21 protein-coding genes are annotated in these 18,263 nt (G+C 63.1%); 11 read left to right on the top strand and 10 right to left on the bottom strand.

Going from position 1 to position 18,263, the window contains the following annotated elements:
* From U0988_RS06070 to U0988_RS06050, 5 genes are all read right to left on the bottom strand, one after another.
* The coding region (locus U0988_RS06070) for a glutamine synthetase beta-grasp domain-containing protein (RefSeq protein WP_322291727.1) at window positions 1–930 on the bottom strand (930 nt) is incomplete at its 3' end.
* Between the two features lie 117 nt (window positions 931–1,047).
* Window positions 1,048–1,386 (bottom strand): P-II family nitrogen regulator, encoded by a 339-nt coding sequence (locus tag U0988_RS06065; protein WP_322291726.1) that lies wholly within the window; start codon window positions 1,384–1,386, stop codon window positions 1,048–1,050.
* 240 nt (window positions 1,387–1,626) lie between these two features.
* Window positions 1,627–2,568, bottom strand: a complete 942-nt coding sequence (argC, locus tag U0988_RS06060) for an N-acetyl-gamma-glutamyl-phosphate reductase (protein WP_322291725.1) — start codon at window positions 2,566–2,568, stop codon at window positions 1,627–1,629.
* Window positions 2,568–2,936 carry a hypothetical protein gene (locus U0988_RS06055; RefSeq protein WP_322291724.1) on the bottom strand — a complete coding sequence of 123 codons (369 nt, stop codon included), beginning with the start codon at window positions 2,934–2,936 and terminating at the stop codon, window positions 2,568–2,570. Before U0988_RS06055 ends, argC begins: the two co-directional genes overlap by 1 nt.
* A 79-nt stretch (window positions 2,937–3,015) precedes the next feature.
* Window positions 3,016–4,434 carry a leucyl aminopeptidase family protein gene (locus tag U0988_RS06050; RefSeq protein ID WP_322291723.1) on the bottom strand — a complete coding sequence of 473 codons (1,419 nt, stop codon included), beginning with the start codon at window positions 4,432–4,434 and terminating at the stop codon, window positions 3,016–3,018.
* Window positions 4,435–4,482: 48 nt separating this feature from the next.
* On the opposite strand from U0988_RS06050, the gene U0988_RS06045 reads away from it, so the two are divergent.
* Together U0988_RS06045 and map are read left to right on the top strand one after the other, a co-directional pair.
* Window positions 4,483–5,289 (top strand): DUF4163 domain-containing protein, encoded by an 807-nt coding sequence (locus U0988_RS06045; protein WP_322291722.1) that lies wholly within the window; start codon window positions 4,483–4,485, stop codon window positions 5,287–5,289.
* A gap of 39 nt (window positions 5,290–5,328) precedes the next feature.
* Window positions 5,329–6,156, top strand: a complete 828-nt coding sequence (gene map, locus U0988_RS06040) for a type I methionyl aminopeptidase (RefSeq protein ID WP_322291721.1) — start codon at window positions 5,329–5,331, stop codon at window positions 6,154–6,156.
* Window positions 6,157–6,161: 5 nt separating this feature from the next.
* On the opposite strand, the gene U0988_RS06035 is transcribed toward map, so the two are convergent.
* Both U0988_RS06035 and ccmA read right to left on the bottom strand, forming a co-directional pair.
* Window positions 6,162–6,800 carry a heme exporter protein CcmB gene (locus U0988_RS06035; RefSeq protein ID WP_322291720.1) on the bottom strand — a complete coding sequence of 213 codons (639 nt, stop codon included), beginning with the start codon at window positions 6,798–6,800 and terminating at the stop codon, window positions 6,162–6,164.
* An 11-nt stretch (window positions 6,801–6,811) separates the two neighbouring features.
* A complete protein-coding gene (gene ccmA / locus U0988_RS06030) occupies window positions 6,812–7,402 on the bottom strand; it encodes a heme ABC exporter ATP-binding protein CcmA (RefSeq protein ID WP_322291719.1) in 591 nt (196 codons plus the stop codon).
* Between the two features lie 65 nt (window positions 7,403–7,467).
* Here ccmA and U0988_RS06025 point away from each other — a divergent pair, with 65 nt between their 5' ends.
* Complete coding sequence (locus U0988_RS06025; RefSeq protein ID WP_322291718.1) at window positions 7,468–7,779, top strand: 4a-hydroxytetrahydrobiopterin dehydratase; 312 nt, start codon at window positions 7,468–7,470, stop codon at window positions 7,777–7,779.
* On the opposite strand, the gene U0988_RS06020 is transcribed toward U0988_RS06025, so the two are convergent.
* The 3 genes from U0988_RS06020 to U0988_RS06010 all read right to left on the bottom strand — a co-directional run bounded on the left by U0988_RS06020 (window position 7,765) and on the right by U0988_RS06010 (window position 11,498).
* Window positions 7,765–8,574: an SDR family oxidoreductase gene (locus U0988_RS06020; RefSeq protein ID WP_322291717.1), complete on the bottom strand. Its 810-nt coding sequence runs from the start codon at window positions 8,572–8,574 to the stop codon at window positions 7,765–7,767. The two genes, U0988_RS06025 and U0988_RS06020, sit on opposite strands and share 15 nt — an antisense overlap.
* A 154-nt stretch (window positions 8,575–8,728) precedes the next feature.
* On the bottom strand, window positions 8,729–10,750 hold the full coding sequence (locus tag U0988_RS06015) for a S9 family peptidase (RefSeq protein ID WP_322291716.1): 2,022 nt from the start codon (window positions 10,748–10,750) through the stop codon (window positions 8,729–8,731).
* Window positions 10,751–10,880: 130 nt separating this feature from the next.
* Window positions 10,881–11,498 (bottom strand): DNA-3-methyladenine glycosylase 2 family protein, encoded by a 618-nt coding sequence (locus U0988_RS06010; protein ID WP_322291715.1) that lies wholly within the window; start codon window positions 11,496–11,498, stop codon window positions 10,881–10,883.
* Between the two features lie 134 nt (window positions 11,499–11,632).
* On the opposite strand from U0988_RS06010, the gene U0988_RS06005 reads away from it, so the two are divergent.
* From U0988_RS06005 to U0988_RS05970, 8 genes are all read left to right on the top strand, one after another.
* Complete coding sequence (locus U0988_RS06005; protein WP_322291714.1) at window positions 11,633–11,950, top strand: 2Fe-2S iron-sulfur cluster-binding protein; 318 nt, start codon at window positions 11,633–11,635, stop codon at window positions 11,948–11,950.
* Between the two features lie 61 nt (window positions 11,951–12,011).
* The gene (locus U0988_RS06000) at window positions 12,012–13,022 is read left to right on the top strand and encodes a cysteine synthase A (RefSeq protein ID WP_322291730.1); all 1,011 of its coding nucleotides are present in this window, start codon (window positions 12,012–12,014) and stop codon (window positions 13,020–13,022) included.
* Between the two features lie 32 nt (window positions 13,023–13,054).
* A complete protein-coding gene (locus tag U0988_RS05995) occupies window positions 13,055–13,420 on the top strand; it encodes a hypothetical protein (RefSeq protein ID WP_322291713.1) in 366 nt (121 codons plus the stop codon).
* A 70-nt stretch (window positions 13,421–13,490) separates the two neighbouring features.
* Window positions 13,491–14,210 carry an ABC transporter gene (locus U0988_RS05990; protein ID WP_322291712.1) on the top strand — a complete coding sequence of 240 codons (720 nt, stop codon included), beginning with the start codon at window positions 13,491–13,493 and terminating at the stop codon, window positions 14,208–14,210.
* Between the two features lie 366 nt (window positions 14,211–14,576).
* Window positions 14,577–15,077 carry a division/cell wall cluster transcriptional repressor MraZ gene (locus U0988_RS05985; protein WP_322291711.1) on the top strand — a complete coding sequence of 167 codons (501 nt, stop codon included), beginning with the start codon at window positions 14,577–14,579 and terminating at the stop codon, window positions 15,075–15,077.
* Entirely contained in the window at window positions 15,074–16,024 is a 951-nt protein-coding gene (gene rsmH / locus U0988_RS05980; protein ID WP_322291710.1) for a 16S rRNA (cytosine(1402)-N(4))-methyltransferase RsmH, read from the top strand. The genes U0988_RS05985 and rsmH overlap by 4 nt, the downstream gene beginning before the upstream one ends.
* Window positions 16,021–16,536, top strand: a complete 516-nt coding sequence (locus tag U0988_RS05975) for a hypothetical protein (protein WP_322291709.1) — start codon at window positions 16,021–16,023, stop codon at window positions 16,534–16,536. Before rsmH ends, U0988_RS05975 begins: the two co-directional genes overlap by 4 nt.
* Complete coding sequence (locus tag U0988_RS05970; RefSeq protein ID WP_322291708.1) at window positions 16,533–18,257, top strand: penicillin-binding protein 2; 1,725 nt, start codon at window positions 16,533–16,535, stop codon at window positions 18,255–18,257. The genes U0988_RS05975 and U0988_RS05970 overlap by 4 nt, the downstream gene beginning before the upstream one ends.
* Window positions 18,258–18,263: the final 6 nt, after the last annotated feature.

Genomic DNA, 18,263 nt, shown 5'->3' with positions numbered 1-18,263 from the left:
GTTCAGCGCCTTGGCATGTTTGATCACGCCGCCGATGTAATACAGGCAGGTATCGGACAGGCCGGCATAGCCATTCCCGGCGAAGGTGTTCTTGCCGTCTTTCCAGATCGACATGTGGGTGTGCATACCCGAACCGTTATCGTCCTTGATCGGTTTGGGCATGAAGGTGGCTGTCTTGCCGTAGGCATGGGCGACTTGCTGGACCACATATTTGTAGATCTGCATATTGTCGGCGGTTTCGAGCAATGTGCCGAATGTAACCCCCAACTCGTGCTGGGCCGATGCCACTTCGTGGTGGTGCTTGTCGCAGGGTAGGCCCATTTCCAGCATCGTGCTGACCATTTCGCCGCGGATATCGACCGCACTGTCAACCGGGGCAACGGGGAAATAGCCGCCCTTGGCACGCGGGCGGTGGCCCATGTTGCCGCTTTCGTATTCCTTACCGGAATTGGTCGGCAGTTCGATGTCGTCGATTGCAAATCCGGATGCGGCATAGCCGTCTTCGAAACGGACATCGTCGAACATGAAGAATTCGGCTTCGGCCCCGACATAGATCGTGTCGCCGAGGCCCGCGGTTTTGACATAGGCCTGCGCGCGCTTGGCGGTCGAGCGCGGGTCGCGGCCGTATAGTTCGCCGGTGGAGGGTTCGACGATATCGCAGAACAGGATCATCATCGGCGTCGCGCTGAACGGGTCGAGGAAAACGCGGTCGAGGTCGGGACGCAGGATCATGTCGGATTCGTTGATGACCTTCCAGCCTTCGATGGAGGAACCATCGAACATCAACCCGTCATCAAGCTCGTCTTCTCCCAGGACGCGGGCGACCATGGTGAGGTGCTGCCATTTGCCCTTCGGATCGGTGAAGCGCAGGTCCACCCACTCGATTTCCTCGTCCTTGATTTGCTTCAGGACTTCTTTCGCAGTCGCCATTTGTATTCCCTCTTGAACGTCCAGGGCTTGATGGGTTACCGGCCTCGGCCCGCCCCTGTGGGCCGCGCGGTTTGACTAGATAGCTGGGCTCTGACCGTTGACGCGGAACATGGCCCCTCAGATTGCATCGTCGTTCGTTTCGCCGGTACGGATGCGCAGGGCGCTTTCGATATTCGATACGAAGATTTTGCCATCACCGATGCGCCCGGTTTTCGCAGCAGCAGCGATCGCTTCGACCACGCGCTCGGCAATATCGTCGGAAACCATGACTTCGAGTTTCACTTTCGGCAGGAAATCCACGACATATTCGGCACCGCGATAAAGCTCGGTATGGCCTTTCTGGCGGCCGAAGCCCTTTGCTTCCGTTACCGTGATCCCCGAGACCCCGATTTCATGCAAAGCCTCTTTCACTTCGTCGAGCTTGAACGGCTTGATGATCGCTTCGATTTTTTTCACTGAAAATAGTTCCTAAGCATCGAACCGGCTGTGATCCGGAAAAGTAATCCAAGAATCGTGCCAAGGTATGGAACGGCAGAGGTAACGCAATCTGCGCGATTGCCAAAGCCCGTATTGCCAGCAGTCCACGCGCCATCCGGCGTTTCGCTACGGGCACGATGGCGGCCATTGCTGGGGGTCCTGCACAAAATTCAGGCGAGATTTGCCTAATATTGAGGCAGCTCTTTCTCCATTGGTGGCTTAGCCGGGCAGGGTGAGTGACAGGCCCGTTTCTTCCGCCAGGCCGGCCATCAGATTGAGCGACTGCACCGCCGCACCGCTTGCCCCTTTGCCCAAATTGTCCAGCCGCGCGATCAGGCGGACCTGCGACGCGTCGGCGCTGCCGAATACATGGAGATCCATGCCATCCCACGGCGCGGCATCCTTGCGCAGCAGCAGTTCTTCCGGAGCGACATTCACCGGCATCACGCGGACGATCGCCGATCCTGCGTAGAAAGCACTCAGCGCAGTATGGATCTGTGCAACCGAACCGGCCCCGGTCATGGCGCCGAGGGGCAGAGGCACATCGACAACCATTCCGCGATGCGCGTCGATGACCGCTGGCGAGAACAGCGGGGCATGGGCCAGACCGGCATAGGCTTGCATCTCGGCCAGATGCTTGTGGTCCAGGCCAAGCCCGTAGCCGCGCCAGGCAATTGCAGGGTCAGCCGCAAACCGGTCGATCAGGGCGTTGCCGCCGCCGGAATAGCCCGACACCGCATTCACGCTGTACGGCCAGTCAGCGGGCAGCAGGCCCGCGCGGACCAGAGGCGCGACCAGCGCCAGAAAACCGGTCGGATAGCAGCCCGGGTTCGATACTCGGCTGGCCGCCGCAATCCTCTCGCGCCCGGTCAGTTCCTGAAACCCGTAGGTCCACCCTTCGGCCACCCGGTGCGCGGTGGATGCGTCGATCACCCTGGTGCGCGGGTTGCCGATCAGGGCCACAGCTTCGCGCGCGGCATCATCGGGCAGGCACAGGATCGCGACGTCGCACTCGTTGATCGCCTCCCGGCGGGCCGATGGATCCTTGCGCAGTTCACCGGAAAGCGTGAGGAGAGTGAATTCTGGCCGCCCCGCCAGCCGCTCGCGGATTTCGAGGCCGGTGGTGCCCGCCGCGCCGTCGATGAAAACGCTGGTGGTCATCAATCCGGTTCGGCGAGCTGCGCAGTCGGGAGATAGCCGGTCGGGCCGTCCGGGCCGACACAGCCCCATGACCATGCGCCCGCATGGTCGAGCACTTCGAACGCGCTGCCTGCGGGCAGGGTGGCAACGGTCTCCGCATCCTTGCTCGCGGTCAGTTTCAGCGCCGCATCGGCCGGGCCAATCCGGTAGGCTTGCGGGACGACGTAATGGGCAACAAGATAGCGGTCGGCTAGCGCGATATGAGCCAGGTCGCCCCGCAGCGGCAGGGTGCCAGGTGCCGGACGCACGACCGGGCCGTCAAGGGTGAGCAAACCCTCTGGCAATTCATAAGCGCCAACCATTTTCACCGGATCGATCTGCCCCGCCATGCGATTTCAAGTCTTGCCCCGCGAGAGGGGATGCGCGCGCTTAGCCCCTTGCGGACCTGCGGGCAAGCATGGCGCGGCCTCACGAAGATGGGGAGCTGCCGCGGCCATACCGGCGCTGCAGCATCCGGAACGCGGCGCGAAGCCCGTATGCCGCGCCGCCCTTGGGCCGCCCCGGCTTGGCAAACGGCCGCCATGCGAAGGTGTCGAAATGGGCCCAGTCGATCGGCGTTCCGTCCTCGTGGCTGCCGACGAATTTGTCGAGAAACAGCCCCGCAACGCTGGCCCCGGCAAAGGCATTGGTGTGCGAATTGTTGACGTCCGCAATGTCCGATTTCAGCCATTCTGCGTAGGCTTCGGGCAGCGGCATCCGCCAAGGGGGATCATCGCATTCTGCCCCCGCATCCAGCAATTCCCTGGCGGTTTCGTCGCGCCGGGTCATCAGCGCGGGATAGTCCGGACCCAGGGCAACCCGCGCCGCGCCGGTCAGGGTAGCGAAATCGATGATCAGATCGGGATATTCCTCGCTTGCCCGGGTCAAGGCATCGCCCAGCACCAGACGCCCCTCGGCATCGGTGTTGCCGATCTCGACACTCAGACCCTTGCGGCTCTTCAACACGTCGCCCGGGCGGAATGCATTGCCCGCGATCGCATTTTCCACCGCCGGAACCAGCAGGTGAAGCCGGACCGGAAGGCCGCTGCCCATGATCAGGTCGGCCAATGCAAATGCGTGCGCCGCGCCGCCCATATCCTTCTTCATCAGCAGCATTCCGGCGCTGGACTTGACGTCCAGCCCGCCGGAATCGAAGCACACTCCCTTGCCGACGATTGCCAGCCGCGGTGCCTTGGTGTCGCCCCACTCGAGCTCGATCAGCCGGGGTGCGTGGCTGCGCGCGGCGGCCCGGCCGACGGCGTGGATCATCGGGTGTTCCCGCTCCAGCACGTCGCCCTTGGTGACAGTCAATTGCGCGCCGTATTTCTTCGCCAGCCGCGCTGCCACATCTTCCAATGCCGCAGGCCCCATGTCCTCTGCCGGAGTGTTGACCAGATCGCAGACCATGTTGACCGCCCTGGCCTCGGCAAGGCCGCGATCGATGGCGTTCGCCTGCTTCGACAGCAGGATGCGCGGACCGGCATCCTCGGCTTCCGATTTGTAGCGGGTGAAGCTGTATTGCGCGGTCTGCCAGCCGAAAATCGCCGCTGCGGGATCATGATCGGCCAACCGATATGTGCCCGCGGGCAATTCCTCCGCCAGCTTGCCCAGACACCAGCTGGAAAGACTCTCCGGATCGGCGACCCCGCCGACTGCGAACCAATCGTCCCCTTCGGGAACGATACCGACCTGATAGCCGCTACCGTCAAATTTCTGCGCGGCGAGCGCCGCCCGCTGGCCAGCGGGTAAAGTCCGGACCCAGCTTTCGAAGCTGTCCTTGTTTACAAGATGGATGCGTATTGCATCCTGCGCGCGATCGGCCTGAATCAAATCCGGTGTATTGCTCATGGCAAAGCCTTTACACATCATGCGCCGAATTGGGCGAGGAGAATTTCCATGAGTCGACCTCTGGTTGTGCAAGCTTGCGTTACCGCCACCCTGCTGACGCTTGCGGCGTGTTCACCAGCGTCGGAAGCACACCGGTCGCAGGAGGCGGGCTCAAGCGCGACCGCCGCAGCCCGGGCCTCCACTGCCGAGGGTGTCTCGGTGGAAGAAGAGAACGACCTGTATTCCTACAAATTCGCCTATCCGGCAGCGGTTGGCGCGATCCCGCCGCTGGCCCGCGAGATCGAACGAAGGGCGGACGCTGCGAAATCGGAGATGAGGGCCAACGCGGAAGCCGAACGAAAGCTCACGGCCGAAGAGGGTTTCCCGTATCGCCAGCAAAGCCTTTTGGCGGAATGGAAAGTCGCCGCGAACCTGCCCGACTGGCTCAGCCTGACCTATGAATTTGCTACCTACACTGGCGGGGCGCACGGAATTTACGGAGTAACCTCGCTGGTATGGGACAAGCAGACCGGCCGCGCGATGGAAGGGGTCGAAATGTTCGTGTCCCCGGCGGCACTCACCAGCGCAGTTGCAGCGACCTACTGCCCCGCGCTTGACCGGCAGCGTAAGCAGAGGAACGCAGGGGCGCCCGATGATCAGTCGGGGACGTTCGGCCAATGCCCCGAAGTGACCCAACTGACTGTGATCCCCGGCTCGTCGAACGGACGCACGTTGGACCGGATCGGACTCTACGCGGGCCCTTATGTCGCGGGCTCCTATGCGGATGGAAGTTACGAGGTAACGCTGCCGGTCGACGCGCAAGTTCTGGCGGCTGTGAAGCCTAAATACCGCGCTGCCTTTTCCGCCGTGCGCTAGGCTCTCGCATTTTCCGGTAACGATCGCTACATGGGCCGGATGACCGAATATCAAGTGATCGAAAGCGCCGATACCGTCCTGCGTGACGGTACCATTAAGCTCCACGGGCCTGAAGGATTCGAAGGGATGCGCCGTGCGGGGGCGCTGGCTGCGGACATCCTCGATGCGATGGTGCCGCTGGTGGTGCCGGGCGTAACTACCGCCGAACTCGACGATGCGGTGCGCGAAATGACGCTGGCTGGCGGCGCGGTTCCGGCGACGCTTGGGTATCGCGGTTACACTCATAGCTGCTGCATTTCGATCAACCACGTGATCTGCCATGGCATCCCTTCCGAAAAAGCGCTGAAGGACGGCGACATCGTCAATATCGACGTGACCCCGCTGCTGGACGGGTGGCACGGCGATACCAGCCGGATGTACCTCGTCGGCGATGTGCCGCTGAAGGCGCGCAAGCTGGTGGATGTGACGCATGAATGCCTGATGCTGGGGATCGAACAGGTCAAACCGGGCGCGCGGCTGGGCGATATCGGCGCGGTAATCGAAGCGCATGCTCGCGAAAATCGTTACACCACGGTGCGCGAATTCTGCGGCCATGGCCTCGGACGGTTGTTCCATGATGCGCCCGAGGTCATCCACGCGGCGAAGGCCGGAACCGGACCGGAACTGAAGCCGGGAATGTTTTTCACCATCGAACCGATGATCAACGCGGGCAAGCCGTGGGCCAAGGTGCTCAAGGATGGCTGGACCGCGGTCAGCCGGGACAAGTCGCTATCCGCGCAGTTCGAACATTCGCTGGGGGTGACGGAAACCGGCGTGGAGATTTTCACCAAGAGTCGGCTTGGGCTCGACAAGCCGCCGTATAGCTGACGGGCTCAGCCTTCGCGCGCGGCCCGTATTGCAGCCCCGCCCGCGAAGGGTGCAATCGCTACCAGCACGAGACTGATCGCCGCCGCGAGAGCAATTCCCGCGCCATCGGGCCGTGACAGGCTGCCAGCGCCGAAGATCAGGATCGGCACCGCGAGCGGGATCAGCAACAGGCCCGATAGCGCCACTCCTCCGCGAAGACCCGCAGTCAGCGCGGCAATCATTACCCCGATTGCTGCGAGGCCAGGCGTGCCGGCCAGCAGGCCGAGCAGGACTTTGCGCAAAGTTTCGCCGTCGAGCGACAGAAGCGCAGCCGCGAGTATGGTAGCCAACAGCAGTAGCGGCGCGAAGCTGAACCAGTGGGCCGCCATCCGCACTGCCAGCGCCAGTTCTTCGGAAATTCCGCGCAGCGCCAGTTGGTCGAACACCCCCTGTTCCAGATCGGGCGCGACCAGCCGGTCGAGCGGCAGGATCGCGGCGAGCAACGCCGCCACCCAGATCACCCCGCCGCCGGTGCGCGCGAGCAATTGGGCGTCCGGACCGACGGCAAACGGATAGAGCATCGCCACCGCCAGGAAGAACAGCAGCGGCAGAATCGACCCGCCGCGCTTCCCGCCCGGCATAAGAAGCGCCAGGTCTCGCCGCATGAGCCGCCCGATCACGGGATGAATTCCGCCAGTTCCAGTGTCCTCGCCATTGGGAGCGCCATCGGCTGGTGCGATGCCACCACGACGATTCCGCCCCCTGCGCAGTGATCGGCCACCATGATCTCGGTCAGGGCCACACCCGCGGCGTCCAGCCCGTTGAGCGGTTCGTCAAGCAACCAGATCGGGGCTTGCTGGCCCTGCATTCGGGCAAGGGCCGCCCGCTTGCGCTGCCCGGTCGACAGGAACCGGACGGGCACATCAAGCAAGTCGGTCAGGCCCACATGATCGGTGCAGGCATGCCGCTCGTGCTGGCCCACTCCGTCAAGGTCGGCCCAGAAGGCGAGGGCCTTGCCGAGCGAGACCTGCGGATCGAGCGCGGACCTTTCGTCGAGCAGCGCCACATCGCCGGTGCGTTTCACCTGGCCGGAAAAGGGGCGCAGCAGCCCCGCGAGAATGCGCATCAGGCTGGTCTTGCTGATGCCGTTGGGGCCAGCCACATGGTACGCCTCGCCCGGCTTCAGCATCAGGTGAACTCCGCGAAACAGCAAACGCTCGCCGCGGCGGCAGGCGAGTTTGCTCGCGTCAAGATGACAGGCTTGCATGCTCCGCCGCGATAGGTGAAACCTGCGGGCGTAACAAGCACACCAACCTTACCGGAAAGAATTCCATGGCCATTGCCCCTCTATCCGCCGAAGAACGCACCGCCGCCATGAAGGAACTGCCCCATTGGTCGCTATCCCGCGAAGGACTGGCGATGGAGCGCAGGTTTGAATTCGCCGATTTCGTCGAAGCCTTCGGGTTCATGGCCCGCGTGGCAATTCTGGCGGAAAAAGCGGACCACCATCCCGAATGGTTCAATGTCTACAACAAGGTCGAGATTACCCTGACTACGCATGATGCCTGCGGATTGTCCCGGCGCGATATAGCGCTGGCCAAGCAGATCGACGAGCTCGTCCAGGCCGCCTTACCGGCCGACTAGAGGGCGGCGCGAATTCTTCATCTGCCGGCGCAGCCGTTCGGGCATCCAGCGCGATCCGAACGCCAGCCGCTTCGCTGTGGGGCCGACAGTGGTGTGCAGCTTTTCGCCGTGCACCGCGTCCCATGCCGCCTGCGCCACTTCCAGCACCGGAGTAATCTCCAGCCCGGCATCCCGAACGATCGTCTCGATGGCCTGATTTGTGGCGGCGTTGGGCGCGTGTTTCAGCAGCGGCGTGTCGATGAAGCTGGGCATCAGGGACCGTGACTTGATCCCGTCTTCCGCCCACTCGCCGTCGAGCGCCTCGGTGATCGCCCGCACACCGAACTTGGTTGCGGAATAGACCGAACTGCCCGCGGTCCCGAAAATTCCGGCCGCGCTGGACGTGTTGAGCAGGCAGCTGCCCGGAGCCGATTTCTGGAGATGGGGATAGGCGGCCTGTGCGCCGAACAGGACTCCCTTGAGATTGATGTCGAGGCAGCGCTCGATTTCGGCGACGGTGTTTTCCGCCAGCACTCCGCCGAGCGGAATGCCGGCGTTGTTGACCATCACATCGATCCGCCCGCCCGCAGCCGTGGCGAAAGCGGCCAGCGCCTCGTCCCACGCAGCACGGTCGCGGACGTCGAATTTGTGCGAATAGCAGAAACCGTTGGCGATCAGCCGCTCGGTTTCCTTCATGCCGGCCACGTCGACATCGCCGAGGCCGACGAACCAGCCGCGCTCGGCAAAATACAGCGCAATGGCACGCCCGATGCCGGACCCGCCGCCGGTGATGAAAATCGCTTTTTTCTGTGTCATGCAACCCGCTCCCGAAGTTCTTATCGGCGGTGCGGGTAGCCGTTGCGGATATGTTTGTCAGCAATCAAGATTGGGCCGTTACCAAGCGGCGCGGCAATCCGGGTCGTCCGGATCGCCGCGCCGCATTCATTTCGTCCCAAGGCCGGAAGCGGCGCTAGCCACCGATCGCATCGTCCAGGCCTTTCACGAAGTCGGCACCTTCGACGATCTTTGCGGTCGAATCCTTCACCGTGTCGCCGATCGGTTCCGCGCGCCCGCCGAGACAGGTGGCGAGGAAATTCTCGGTAATGGCGTTGAAAGCGATGTTGTTGGACGGCTTGGCGAAGCCGTGTCCTTCATCGGGATAGAGCACGTACGTCACCGGAATGCCCTTTTCCTTCATCGCGGCAACGATCTGGTCGCTTTCCGCCTGGTTGACGCGCGGGTCGTTGGCACCTTGGCCGATCAGCAGCGGCTTGGTGATCTTGTCTGCGCTGTATAGCGGGGAGCGTTCCTTCAGCATCGCCAGGCCTTCGGGCGTGTTGGGGTTGCCCATGCGTTCATGGAACTGCGCGATCAGCGGCTCCCAATAGGGTGGAATGGTCTTGAGCAGGGTTTCGAGATTCGATGGTCCGACGATATCCACCCCGCAGGCGAATTCGTCCGGCGTGAAGGCGAGACCGGCCAGGGTCGCATAGCCGCCATAGGAACCACCCATGATCGCGACCTTGTCCTTGGGAGTGATCCCCTGTTCGACCGCCCAATTGGTCGCATCGATCAGGTCGTCATGCATCTTCTTGCCCCATTCCAGATCGCCGGCGGAGATGAAGTCCTTGCCGAATCCGGTCGAGCCGCGGAAGTTGACGCTCATTACCGCATAGCCGCGGTTGGCGAGCCATTGGTGGTAAGCGTTGAAGCCTAAACCGTCGCGCGCCCACGGCCCACCGTGAACCACCAGCACCATGGGCACCGGAGCATCGGGCACCCCGTCCGCATCGCTGTCGCTACCCGGCGGCAGGGTAAGGTAGCTGGGCAGGGTGAGGCCGTCGCGAGAGGCAATCTCTCGCGTGTGCATCGGTTGCAGCGGCGCACCGACCAGTTCCGGGCGGGTGGTATAGAATTCGTTGAGCGTGCCCGCCGTCCGGTCATAGAGGTAGGTCTTGCTCGGCGCGGTCAGCGGATCATTCCACACGATCCACTTGTCGTCTGCCTTGGTGCGCGACTGGACCCCGAATTCACCGTCCAGCCTGCTGTCGAGGAATGCCAGGCTGGCCTCGACATCGGGATCGATCGCGGTCCATTCCGTGGTGAGATAGGTGAAGCTGTAGGCTTCCAGCTCGCCGGTCTTTGGATCGGACATGGCACCGCCAATATCGGCCTTGTCATTCTCCGCGATCAGCCGCTTTTCGCCGGTTGCGGTGTCCTGCGCGATCAGGGCTGCGGTGTTCCGCCCGCGGCTGTCGATCCAGTACAGCGTCTTGCCATCGTTGGTGAATCCGGCGGGCTGGGTGGTCAGCGAATCCGCCAATGCGGTGCTTTCCGTCGCCGCGGCGGCTACTTCACCGTCCGAGACCGGGAAGAAATCCATTCCCCCCGCGGCATTTGGGCGCAGCGCCATGCGAAGGTTCAACTCGTCATCGGCAAGGAATCCGGCAAAGCCATTGTTCTCCATCACGAGCGACAATTCTCCGGTGCCAAGGTCGAGCAGATGGACGTCATGAAAGCGGGGGTCGCGGTTGTTTACCCCGACGAGAATCTGGTCCGGCTTGGCGAAGGAGGTGCCGACAATCTGGACGCGCGTATTCTCGAACGGGGTGAGCGTGCGCTCCTTGCCGGTTGCGAGGTCGATCCCGTAAAGCAGGAAATTCTCGTCGCCGCCCTTGTCCTGGACATACAGCAGGCTTTTGGAATCGCCTGCCCAGAAATACTGGCGGATCGGCCGGTCGGTCGAATTGGTCATCGGACGGGCAGCCGACGGATCGCTGACCGGCGCAATCCACACATTCATCACCCCTTCCTTCGGGGCCAGCCAGCTAAGCCACTGTCCATCGGGGCTGAGTTGGCCCGACGATCTGGTCGGATTGCCGAACAGATCCTCGCGCGGGATCAGTGGTGCGGCAGCGGTCTTGTCGGTCATAGCGGTTTGGGTTCCTGCGTGATGGTCGGCGCGCGCGCCGGCGGCAATGGTGAGCGCCATGGCGGCGAGCGCGCACCCGCCCAAAAGGCGAGAAAATCTGGTTAGCGATTTCATGTCGAGATGCTCCCAATTGTGATGCCCGACACTTAAGCAGAATTTCCCGGCCAAGGGGATATTTTCTGCGAACGACCTACAGCGCCGGGTTATTGTAGCAATGCCAGGTGAAAATCGCGATTGCGCCCCTGTGCGGCCGCCAGGCTTCGGACATTGCGCGCGTCAGCTTCTCGCTGGGCCGTTCCTGCAATTCGAGGATCTTGTGTAACCCTGCCATGACGGCCAGGTCACCGGCGGGCCAGATATCGGGGCGCCCCTCGGCAAACAGCAGGTAGATTTCCGCGGACCAGCGGCCAATGCCCTTGATCCGTACCAGTTCGGCGATCGCCTCCTCGTCATCGGCGGGCAAATTGTCGAGCGGCAGTTCGCCGCTGACCACCAGTTCGCACAAGGATCGGGCATAACCCTGCTTTTGCCGTGACAGGCCGCAGGCGCGCAGAGTCTCGAAATCCTTCTCCAGCAACGCTCCCGGGGCCATATCCTCGCCCAGTTCAGCCTCCAGCTTGCGCCAGACGGAGGCCGCAGCCGCCACACTGACTTGCTGGCCAACGATGGTGCGCAGCAAGGTCTGATACCCGGTCGGCCGGATGCGCGGCTCCGGATAATCGGCAGCGGCGAGTGCGCGCCCGAACGCCGGTTCGATGGCGGCAACATGATCTATTCCGAGCCGGATCTGTTCTGCGGTCAATCCCATTCGTTCGCTCCATCAATGGGCCAAAGTCCGGCCGGAGTCCGGCCAAAGTCGGTATTGCCAAACTGTCGTCCAGTCCTTAGCTCCCGCCCGAACGCTCGAACACCAGCAGACCAGAACAACAGGAACCACCCATCATGCCGAAGCTGATCGTCGTCAATCGCGCCGGAGAAGAAACCACCATCGATGTCGAGGACGGCCTGACCGTGATGGAGGCCATTCGCGACAACGGGTTCGACGAATTGCTGGCCCTGTGCGGGGGTTGCTGTTCCTGTGCGACCTGCCATGTTCATGTGGATCCCGAATTCATCGGCAAACTTCCCGCACTGTCCGAGGATGAGGACGATTTGCTGGAAAGCTCCGACTACCGCACGGAAAATTCGCGGCTGTCGTGCCAGGTTCCATTTACCGCCGATCTCGATGGGCTAAGGGTCACGATCGCGCCGGAAGATTGATTTCTCCGTGCCGAAGCGGAATTGCGTTGAAGGCGGCGGACGCGCAGCCTAACCCGTTATGATGACAATCTCATCGGTTAAATCTGACTCCCTCGACCTGATCGGCAATACGCCGATTGTTCTGTTGCAAGGTCCCAGCGAAGCCGCAGGCTGCGAGATCTGGGGCAAGTGCGAATTCGCGAACCCCGGTGCGTCGGTCAAGGACCGGGCCGCGCTGTATATCGTGCGCGATGCCGAAAGCCGCGGCGCCCTGCTGCCGGGCGGGACCATCGTGGAAGGCACCGCCGGGAATACCGGGATCGGCATTGCGCTGGTGGCCAATGCGCTCGGGTACCGCACGATCATCGTGATGCCCGAAACACAAAGCCGGGAGAAGATGGACACGCTGCGCGCGCTGGGTGCCGAGCTGGTTCTGGTTCCGGCCGCGCCGTTTTCCAATCCCGGCCACTTCGTCCACACCTCGCGCAGGCTGGCGGAAGAAACAGAGGGCGCAGTCTGGGCGAACCAGTTCGACAACACCGCCAACCGCAAGGCCCATATCGACGGAACGGCCGAAGAGATCTGGGCGCAGATGGACGGCCGGATCGATGGCTTTACCTGCGCAGCGGGAACCGGGGGAACGATTGCCGGGGTCGGAATGGGGCTGAAAAGCCATGACGAAAATGTCCGCATCGCCCTGACCGATCCGCATGGTGCAGCGCTGTATAATTATTACGCCCACGGAGAGCTGAAGGCAGAAGGCAGCTCGGTGGCGGAAGGAATCGGGCAGGGCCGGATCACGGCCAATCTCGAAGGCGCGCCGATCGACACCCAGTTTCGTATCTCGGACGAAGAAGGGATGCTCTGGGTTGCACGCCTGCTGCAGGACGAAGGGCTGTGTCTTGGCCTGTCCTCCGGCATCAATGTCGCCGGCGCGATCGAGTTGGGCCGCCAGCTGGTATCCGAGGGGCGCGAGGATCCCCGCGTGGTGACCATTCTGTGCGACACCGGCTTTCGTTATCTGTCCAGCCTTTACAACGCCGACTGGCTGGAAAGCAAAGGCCTGAAGCCTTTTCCGTGGCTGCGTGATTGATTGTGCCGCCAGTGGCAGGCTATAACTCAGGCATGGCCCTGAATTCGATCTTCCCTAAAGCACAGCGCACGCCGGACGATGCGGCGGAGGTCATCTCCCTGCCAGCCGACAACGCGCGCGGGGAATCGGTCCAACGGTTGCAGATCGGGCTGGCTGGTTTGGGAATGATCATCCTGCTGATCGGTCTGGCACAGGTGGTTTACGACCGTGCGCAATTGTCCGAGGCGGAAACCGTTCCCGCCGCCGCTGCGACCGTCGCGCCCACGGTAACGGCGCCGGTGCAAAGCGATCCCCTGGCAGAAGCCGGGGTCGTCCCCGATCTGCCGAGCGAACCGGCGGGCCAGACGGTCCGGGAACCGGCGATCATGCCGGAAGAAGGCACTGCCCCGCGTCCCTGAGATCCCGCCTTCGGGCAAGGCTGGCACCGCCGGGCTGACTGTCCAGCGGCGGTTCGCTGCGGCCATTGCAGTGACTTTTCTGGTCGCGGCGCTGGCCGTGTGGGCGCTATCCCCAGCTTCGGAGCGCCGCCCGCTCGGCCTGATGGGCACACTGCCGATCTATTGGGGGGAGGCGGCCGGCGTGGAGGAGCTGATTGCCGGAAACGCCGATCCTCATTGGGCGCGCGCTGTGCTGGAACAGGACTATGAACTGGTTCCGCTCGATACCCTGGCGGGGGCTGCGGGACTTGGTTCTCCCGAGGCGGTAGGCCGGGCACTGCTTGCCCAGCCCAGGCCCCTGTCCGGTGCGGAGAATGTCGCGCTGGACGATTGGGTGCGGGGCGGCGGGCACCTGCTGCTGTTCGCCGATCCGATGCTGACCGGCCATTCGCGCTTTCCGATCGGTGACCGCCGCAGGCCTCAGGATGTCATTCTGCTGTCACCGATTCTGTCTCGCTGGGGACTGGAGTTGCAGTTCGACCCGCAGCAGGACGACGACGAACGCACTGTTGCGTTCGAAGGCACGGAACTGCCAATGCGGCTGCCAGGCAATTTCCGGATTGTCGGAACGTCACCCGGCGCCCCGGCCAATTGCGAGCTCGCGGCAAACGGGGTGATCGCAGATTGCACGATCGGTAGCGGGCGCGTGCTGATCGTTGCCGACGCTGCCATTCTCGAACAGGACGCTGAAGATCCGCGCCGCAAACGCGGGCTGCAAGTGCTGGCCGATCGGGCGTTCGCGGATAGCTGAGGGTTTCTGGGGATTTCAGGGGATGCGATTCTTTTGCGAGTCCGAGTCTCCCCTTGTCCTTTCCGAAATACCCGAAATTGCAGAGTATTTTAACGGGAAGTCCCCTCGTTTAGCCGTAAAAATTCACTACAACTCGCGTATAAAATCAACAAGTTACCGTGTTTTCCCGTAAAAAACCCTAATTTCCCCTTTCATCGGCTTCGTGCCCGCGTTAATACCATGGCTCATCGGACAAATCGTCTCGTGCGCGCCGTGCAATCGCAGGGCGGGCCACCCGCAAGTGCGTGCGGGTGGAAGCGGGGAAGGCGTGTCCGCAAATGGGGTTCTTGATGCAACAGGAACTCCCGGAGCAGGGAATTCGGGGAAGTGGCAGGCGCGGAGTTCGGTGGGTATAACGGACAAGCCTATTCGCCAGCGGGCGACAAGGGCCGGTTCGTGTTGCCCCCGCAATTCCGCAACGCCGTCAAGGAATCCTCCAACGGCCGGATGCTCTGCCTGGTCAAGCACCAGAAACTGAAATGCCTGGTCGGGTTCGGCCAGTCCCGTCATGCAGAATTGGAAGCCCAGCTCGACCGCGAGGAGGAAGTCGCCATCCGTCTCGGGCGCGAGTTCGACCGCGATACCCGCGCTTCCCAACTGTTCGGTTATGTCACGGTCCCGTTCGACGACAGCGGCCGCTTCGTGATGCCTGATCACATCCGCACCCTGGCGAATATCGAGGATGGCCTGTTCTTCAACGGAGCGGGCCGATTCTTCACCATCTGGAACCCGGCGGAACTGGCGCGGATGGACGATGACTGGATCGGTGCAAAGGCTGCGTGCGACAGTCTGGTCGCCGAAACGCACGCAAAGGCGCGCGGCAAATGACCGGTGCTGCCTCCTCCACGGCTCACGTGCCGGTGTTGATGCGCGAATGCGTTGCGGCGCTCGCCCCGGCTCCGGGGCACGTGATCGTCGATGCGACTTTCGGCGCTGGCGGATACAGCCGGATGCTGCTGGACGCGGGCGCGACGGTTCACGCGTTCGATCGCGATCCCGATGCGATCTCCGCCGGTAGTAGCTGGCCCGAGACCCGCGAAGATCCGCCCCGCCTGGTCCTGCACGAACGCCGTTTCTCCGAAATGGCCGAAGCGCTGGCGGAAGCGGGGGTGGATCAGGTGGACGGCGTCGCGATGGATATCGGCGTATCGTCCATGCAACTGGATCAGGCGGAGCGAGGCTTTGCCTTTTCGCAAGACGGGCCGCTGGACATGCGGATGTCGCAGGACGGCATGAGCGCCGCTGACTTCCTCAACACCGCCAGCGACGATGCGATTGCCAATGTTCTTTACCTGTATGGCGAAGAGCGGCAGTCCCGCCGCGTCGCCCGCGCCATCGTGGCCGCGCGCCCTTTGGCGACGACGGGCGAGCTGGCCCGCGTGGTGCGCAGCGCGCTCGGCTATCACCCGGGCGCGCCCAAGGATCCTGCGACGCGCAGCTTTCAGGCCATCCGCATCCACGTGAATGCTGAACTTGACGAACTGACCGGCGGTCTCTCCGCAGCCGAACGAGTCCTGCGCGAAGGCGGCCGGCTGGCGGTGGTCAGCTTTCACAGCCTCGAGGACCGCATCGTGAAGCGGTTCCTGCGGGAAGCCTCGGCCACAGGCGGCGGTTCGCGGCACATGCCCGAAGCCGAACCCAGGCCGGCGATTTTCAAGGATGTCTCAAGGGCAATCCGCCCCTCCGCACAGGAAGTGAACGACAATCCGCGCGCCCGGTCCGCAACCTTGCGCCATGCAGTCCGCACCGCAGCTCCGGCGAGGGAGGCCGCATGATGCCGTATGGTAGCCGCCTTCGCCAGACCGGCTGGTTCGTGCTGCTGGCGGTGTGCGCCGCAATCTTCCTGGTGCTGACCTTCCATGTCAATTCGGTGAAGAATAAGGTGCATCTGGCAGAGCGCAGCATCATCGCGCTTGAGCTCGAGAAGCAGACTCTCGAAATCGAATTCGAAGCCCGCTGCAACCAGCAGCAGCTGGCAAACTGGAACAAGATCGATTTCGGTTACGAGGCGCCCAAGGCCGACCAGTATCTCGATAGTCCGCGGCAACTCGCGGCGTTGGGGCTCGCGCGGGGTCCGGGCGCGCCGGAACCGATCCGTGTCGCGCGGGCCGAGGACGAAGACGAAACAACCCTGATTTCCATGGTATCGCCATTGACCGGCTCCCAGGATCGGGAAGAGGAAAGCTCCGGATCGAAGCGCAGCAGCAGACCCGCCGCCAAGACACTGGCCGAGCGGCTGTCGCGCAGTTCCGGCTTTAGCGGCCAGATCGCGCAGGTGAGCGAATGACCACGATGCTGGCGAGCACCGCGGTATCTTCGGGCCGCGTGCGCCTGGTCAGCATACGTCAGCAATCGCTGGATGTTGCGCGGCTGCGCGTGCTGTGGCTGGCACTGCTGTTCGCTTTGGTCGCCGGGGCTGCGATCGTGCGGATCATCCAGCTCGGGCTGGGCGGCAGCGGACCGCAAATGACCACTCTTTCGCAGGCCCTGCTGCCCGACCGGGGGGAAATCACCGATCGCAACGGCGCGCCGCTCGCCCGGGCTTCGTCAGGCTTTGCGCTGTGGTATAATCCAAAGGCTCTGGGCGATCCTTCCAATCCGCTGGTCCGTTCCCCGGCGGAAGTCGCGGCACAGCTGAAGGCGATCTTTCCCGATCTGAACGAGGCCGACGTGGCCGACAAGCTGGCGTCCGGCAAGTCCGGATATCTCCGCCGCCGCATCCTGGGCGAAGACGCCGACAGGGTGCAGCAGATTGGCGAGCTGGCTCTGGAAATGCCGCCGGAGAGCGACCGGATCTATCCGCAGGGCTCCATGGCGGCGCATGTTCTCGGCTATGTCGATTCTGCGGGCAACGGCAAGGTCGGGATGGAGCAGGTCCTGAACGACCACCTCCGCGATCCCGCCACGCGGGGCGAACCGGTCGCCCTGTCCATCGACCTGCGGGTGCAGGGCGCGCTGGAGGATGAACTCCGCCGCGGGATGCTGTCGACCAACGCGATGGGTGCAGCCGGAATTGTCCTGGATGTCGATACCGGCGAGGTGTTGGCGCTGGCATCGCTGCCCGAATTCGATCCCAACAAAATCGATGCCGCTGGCGTCGATCTGATGTTCAACCGGGTGACCAACCAGGTTTATGAACTTGGTTCGACCTTCAAGCCGCTGACCATTGCGGCGGCAATCGACGCGGGCGTGGTCCGCGATTTCGGCAAGCGCTATCAGGCCGACCAGCCGATCAAGGTCGGGCGATTTTCGATCAAGGACAGCCATCCGCTGGGCGCTTCGATCAATGTGCCGGAAGCGCTGATCCATTCTTCCAATATCGTAACCGCCAAAATTGCAGACGAACTGGGCCCCAAGCGGATGCGCCAGACGATGATCGACCTCGGCATGAACGAACGGCCCTATATCGAACTACCTGCCAAGGGGTTTCCGATCTGGCCGGGCGACAACTGGCCGCGCCTGCGCACCATGACGGTAAGCTACGGCCACGGCATTGCGGTGACACCGCTGCACCTTGCCAGCGCCTATGCTGCAATGGTCAATGGCGGCATCTGGCGACCCGCGACGCTGCACAAACTCGAACCCGGAGCAGCGCCCAAGGGCCGCCGGGTGTTCAAGGCTTCGACCAGCTACCGGATGCGCCAGTTGATGCGGATGATCGCGGTTTACGGCACGGGCAAGAATGCCGACGCTCCCGGCTTCCGGGTCGGCGGCAAGACCGGCAGCGCGGAAAAGCCGGGCAAGGGCGGCTACCGCCAATCGTCGCTGGTTTCGACCTTCGCCGCGGCGTTCCCGATGGACAATCCGCGCTATGTAATCATTGCGATGCTCGACGAACCCAAAGGCACGACTGCCAGTTCGTTCCAGCGCACCGCGGCGTGGAACGCTGCGCCCGTCGTGGGGCGCCTCGTCCCGCGCATCGGCCCCGTGCTCGGCGTCCGGCCGGACAATCACGCGGATGTCGACATCAGCGACCTCCGGCCGTTGATCCAGAGCGCGATCGAATGAGCATGG

Source organism: Allopontixanthobacter sp. (genome assembly GCF_034376665.1).
GTDB lineage: Bacteria > Pseudomonadota > Alphaproteobacteria > Sphingomonadales > Sphingomonadaceae > Allopontixanthobacter.
The sequence above is the reverse complement of the archived record's forward strand: the minus strand, read 5'-3'. Positions and strand labels throughout refer to the sequence as shown.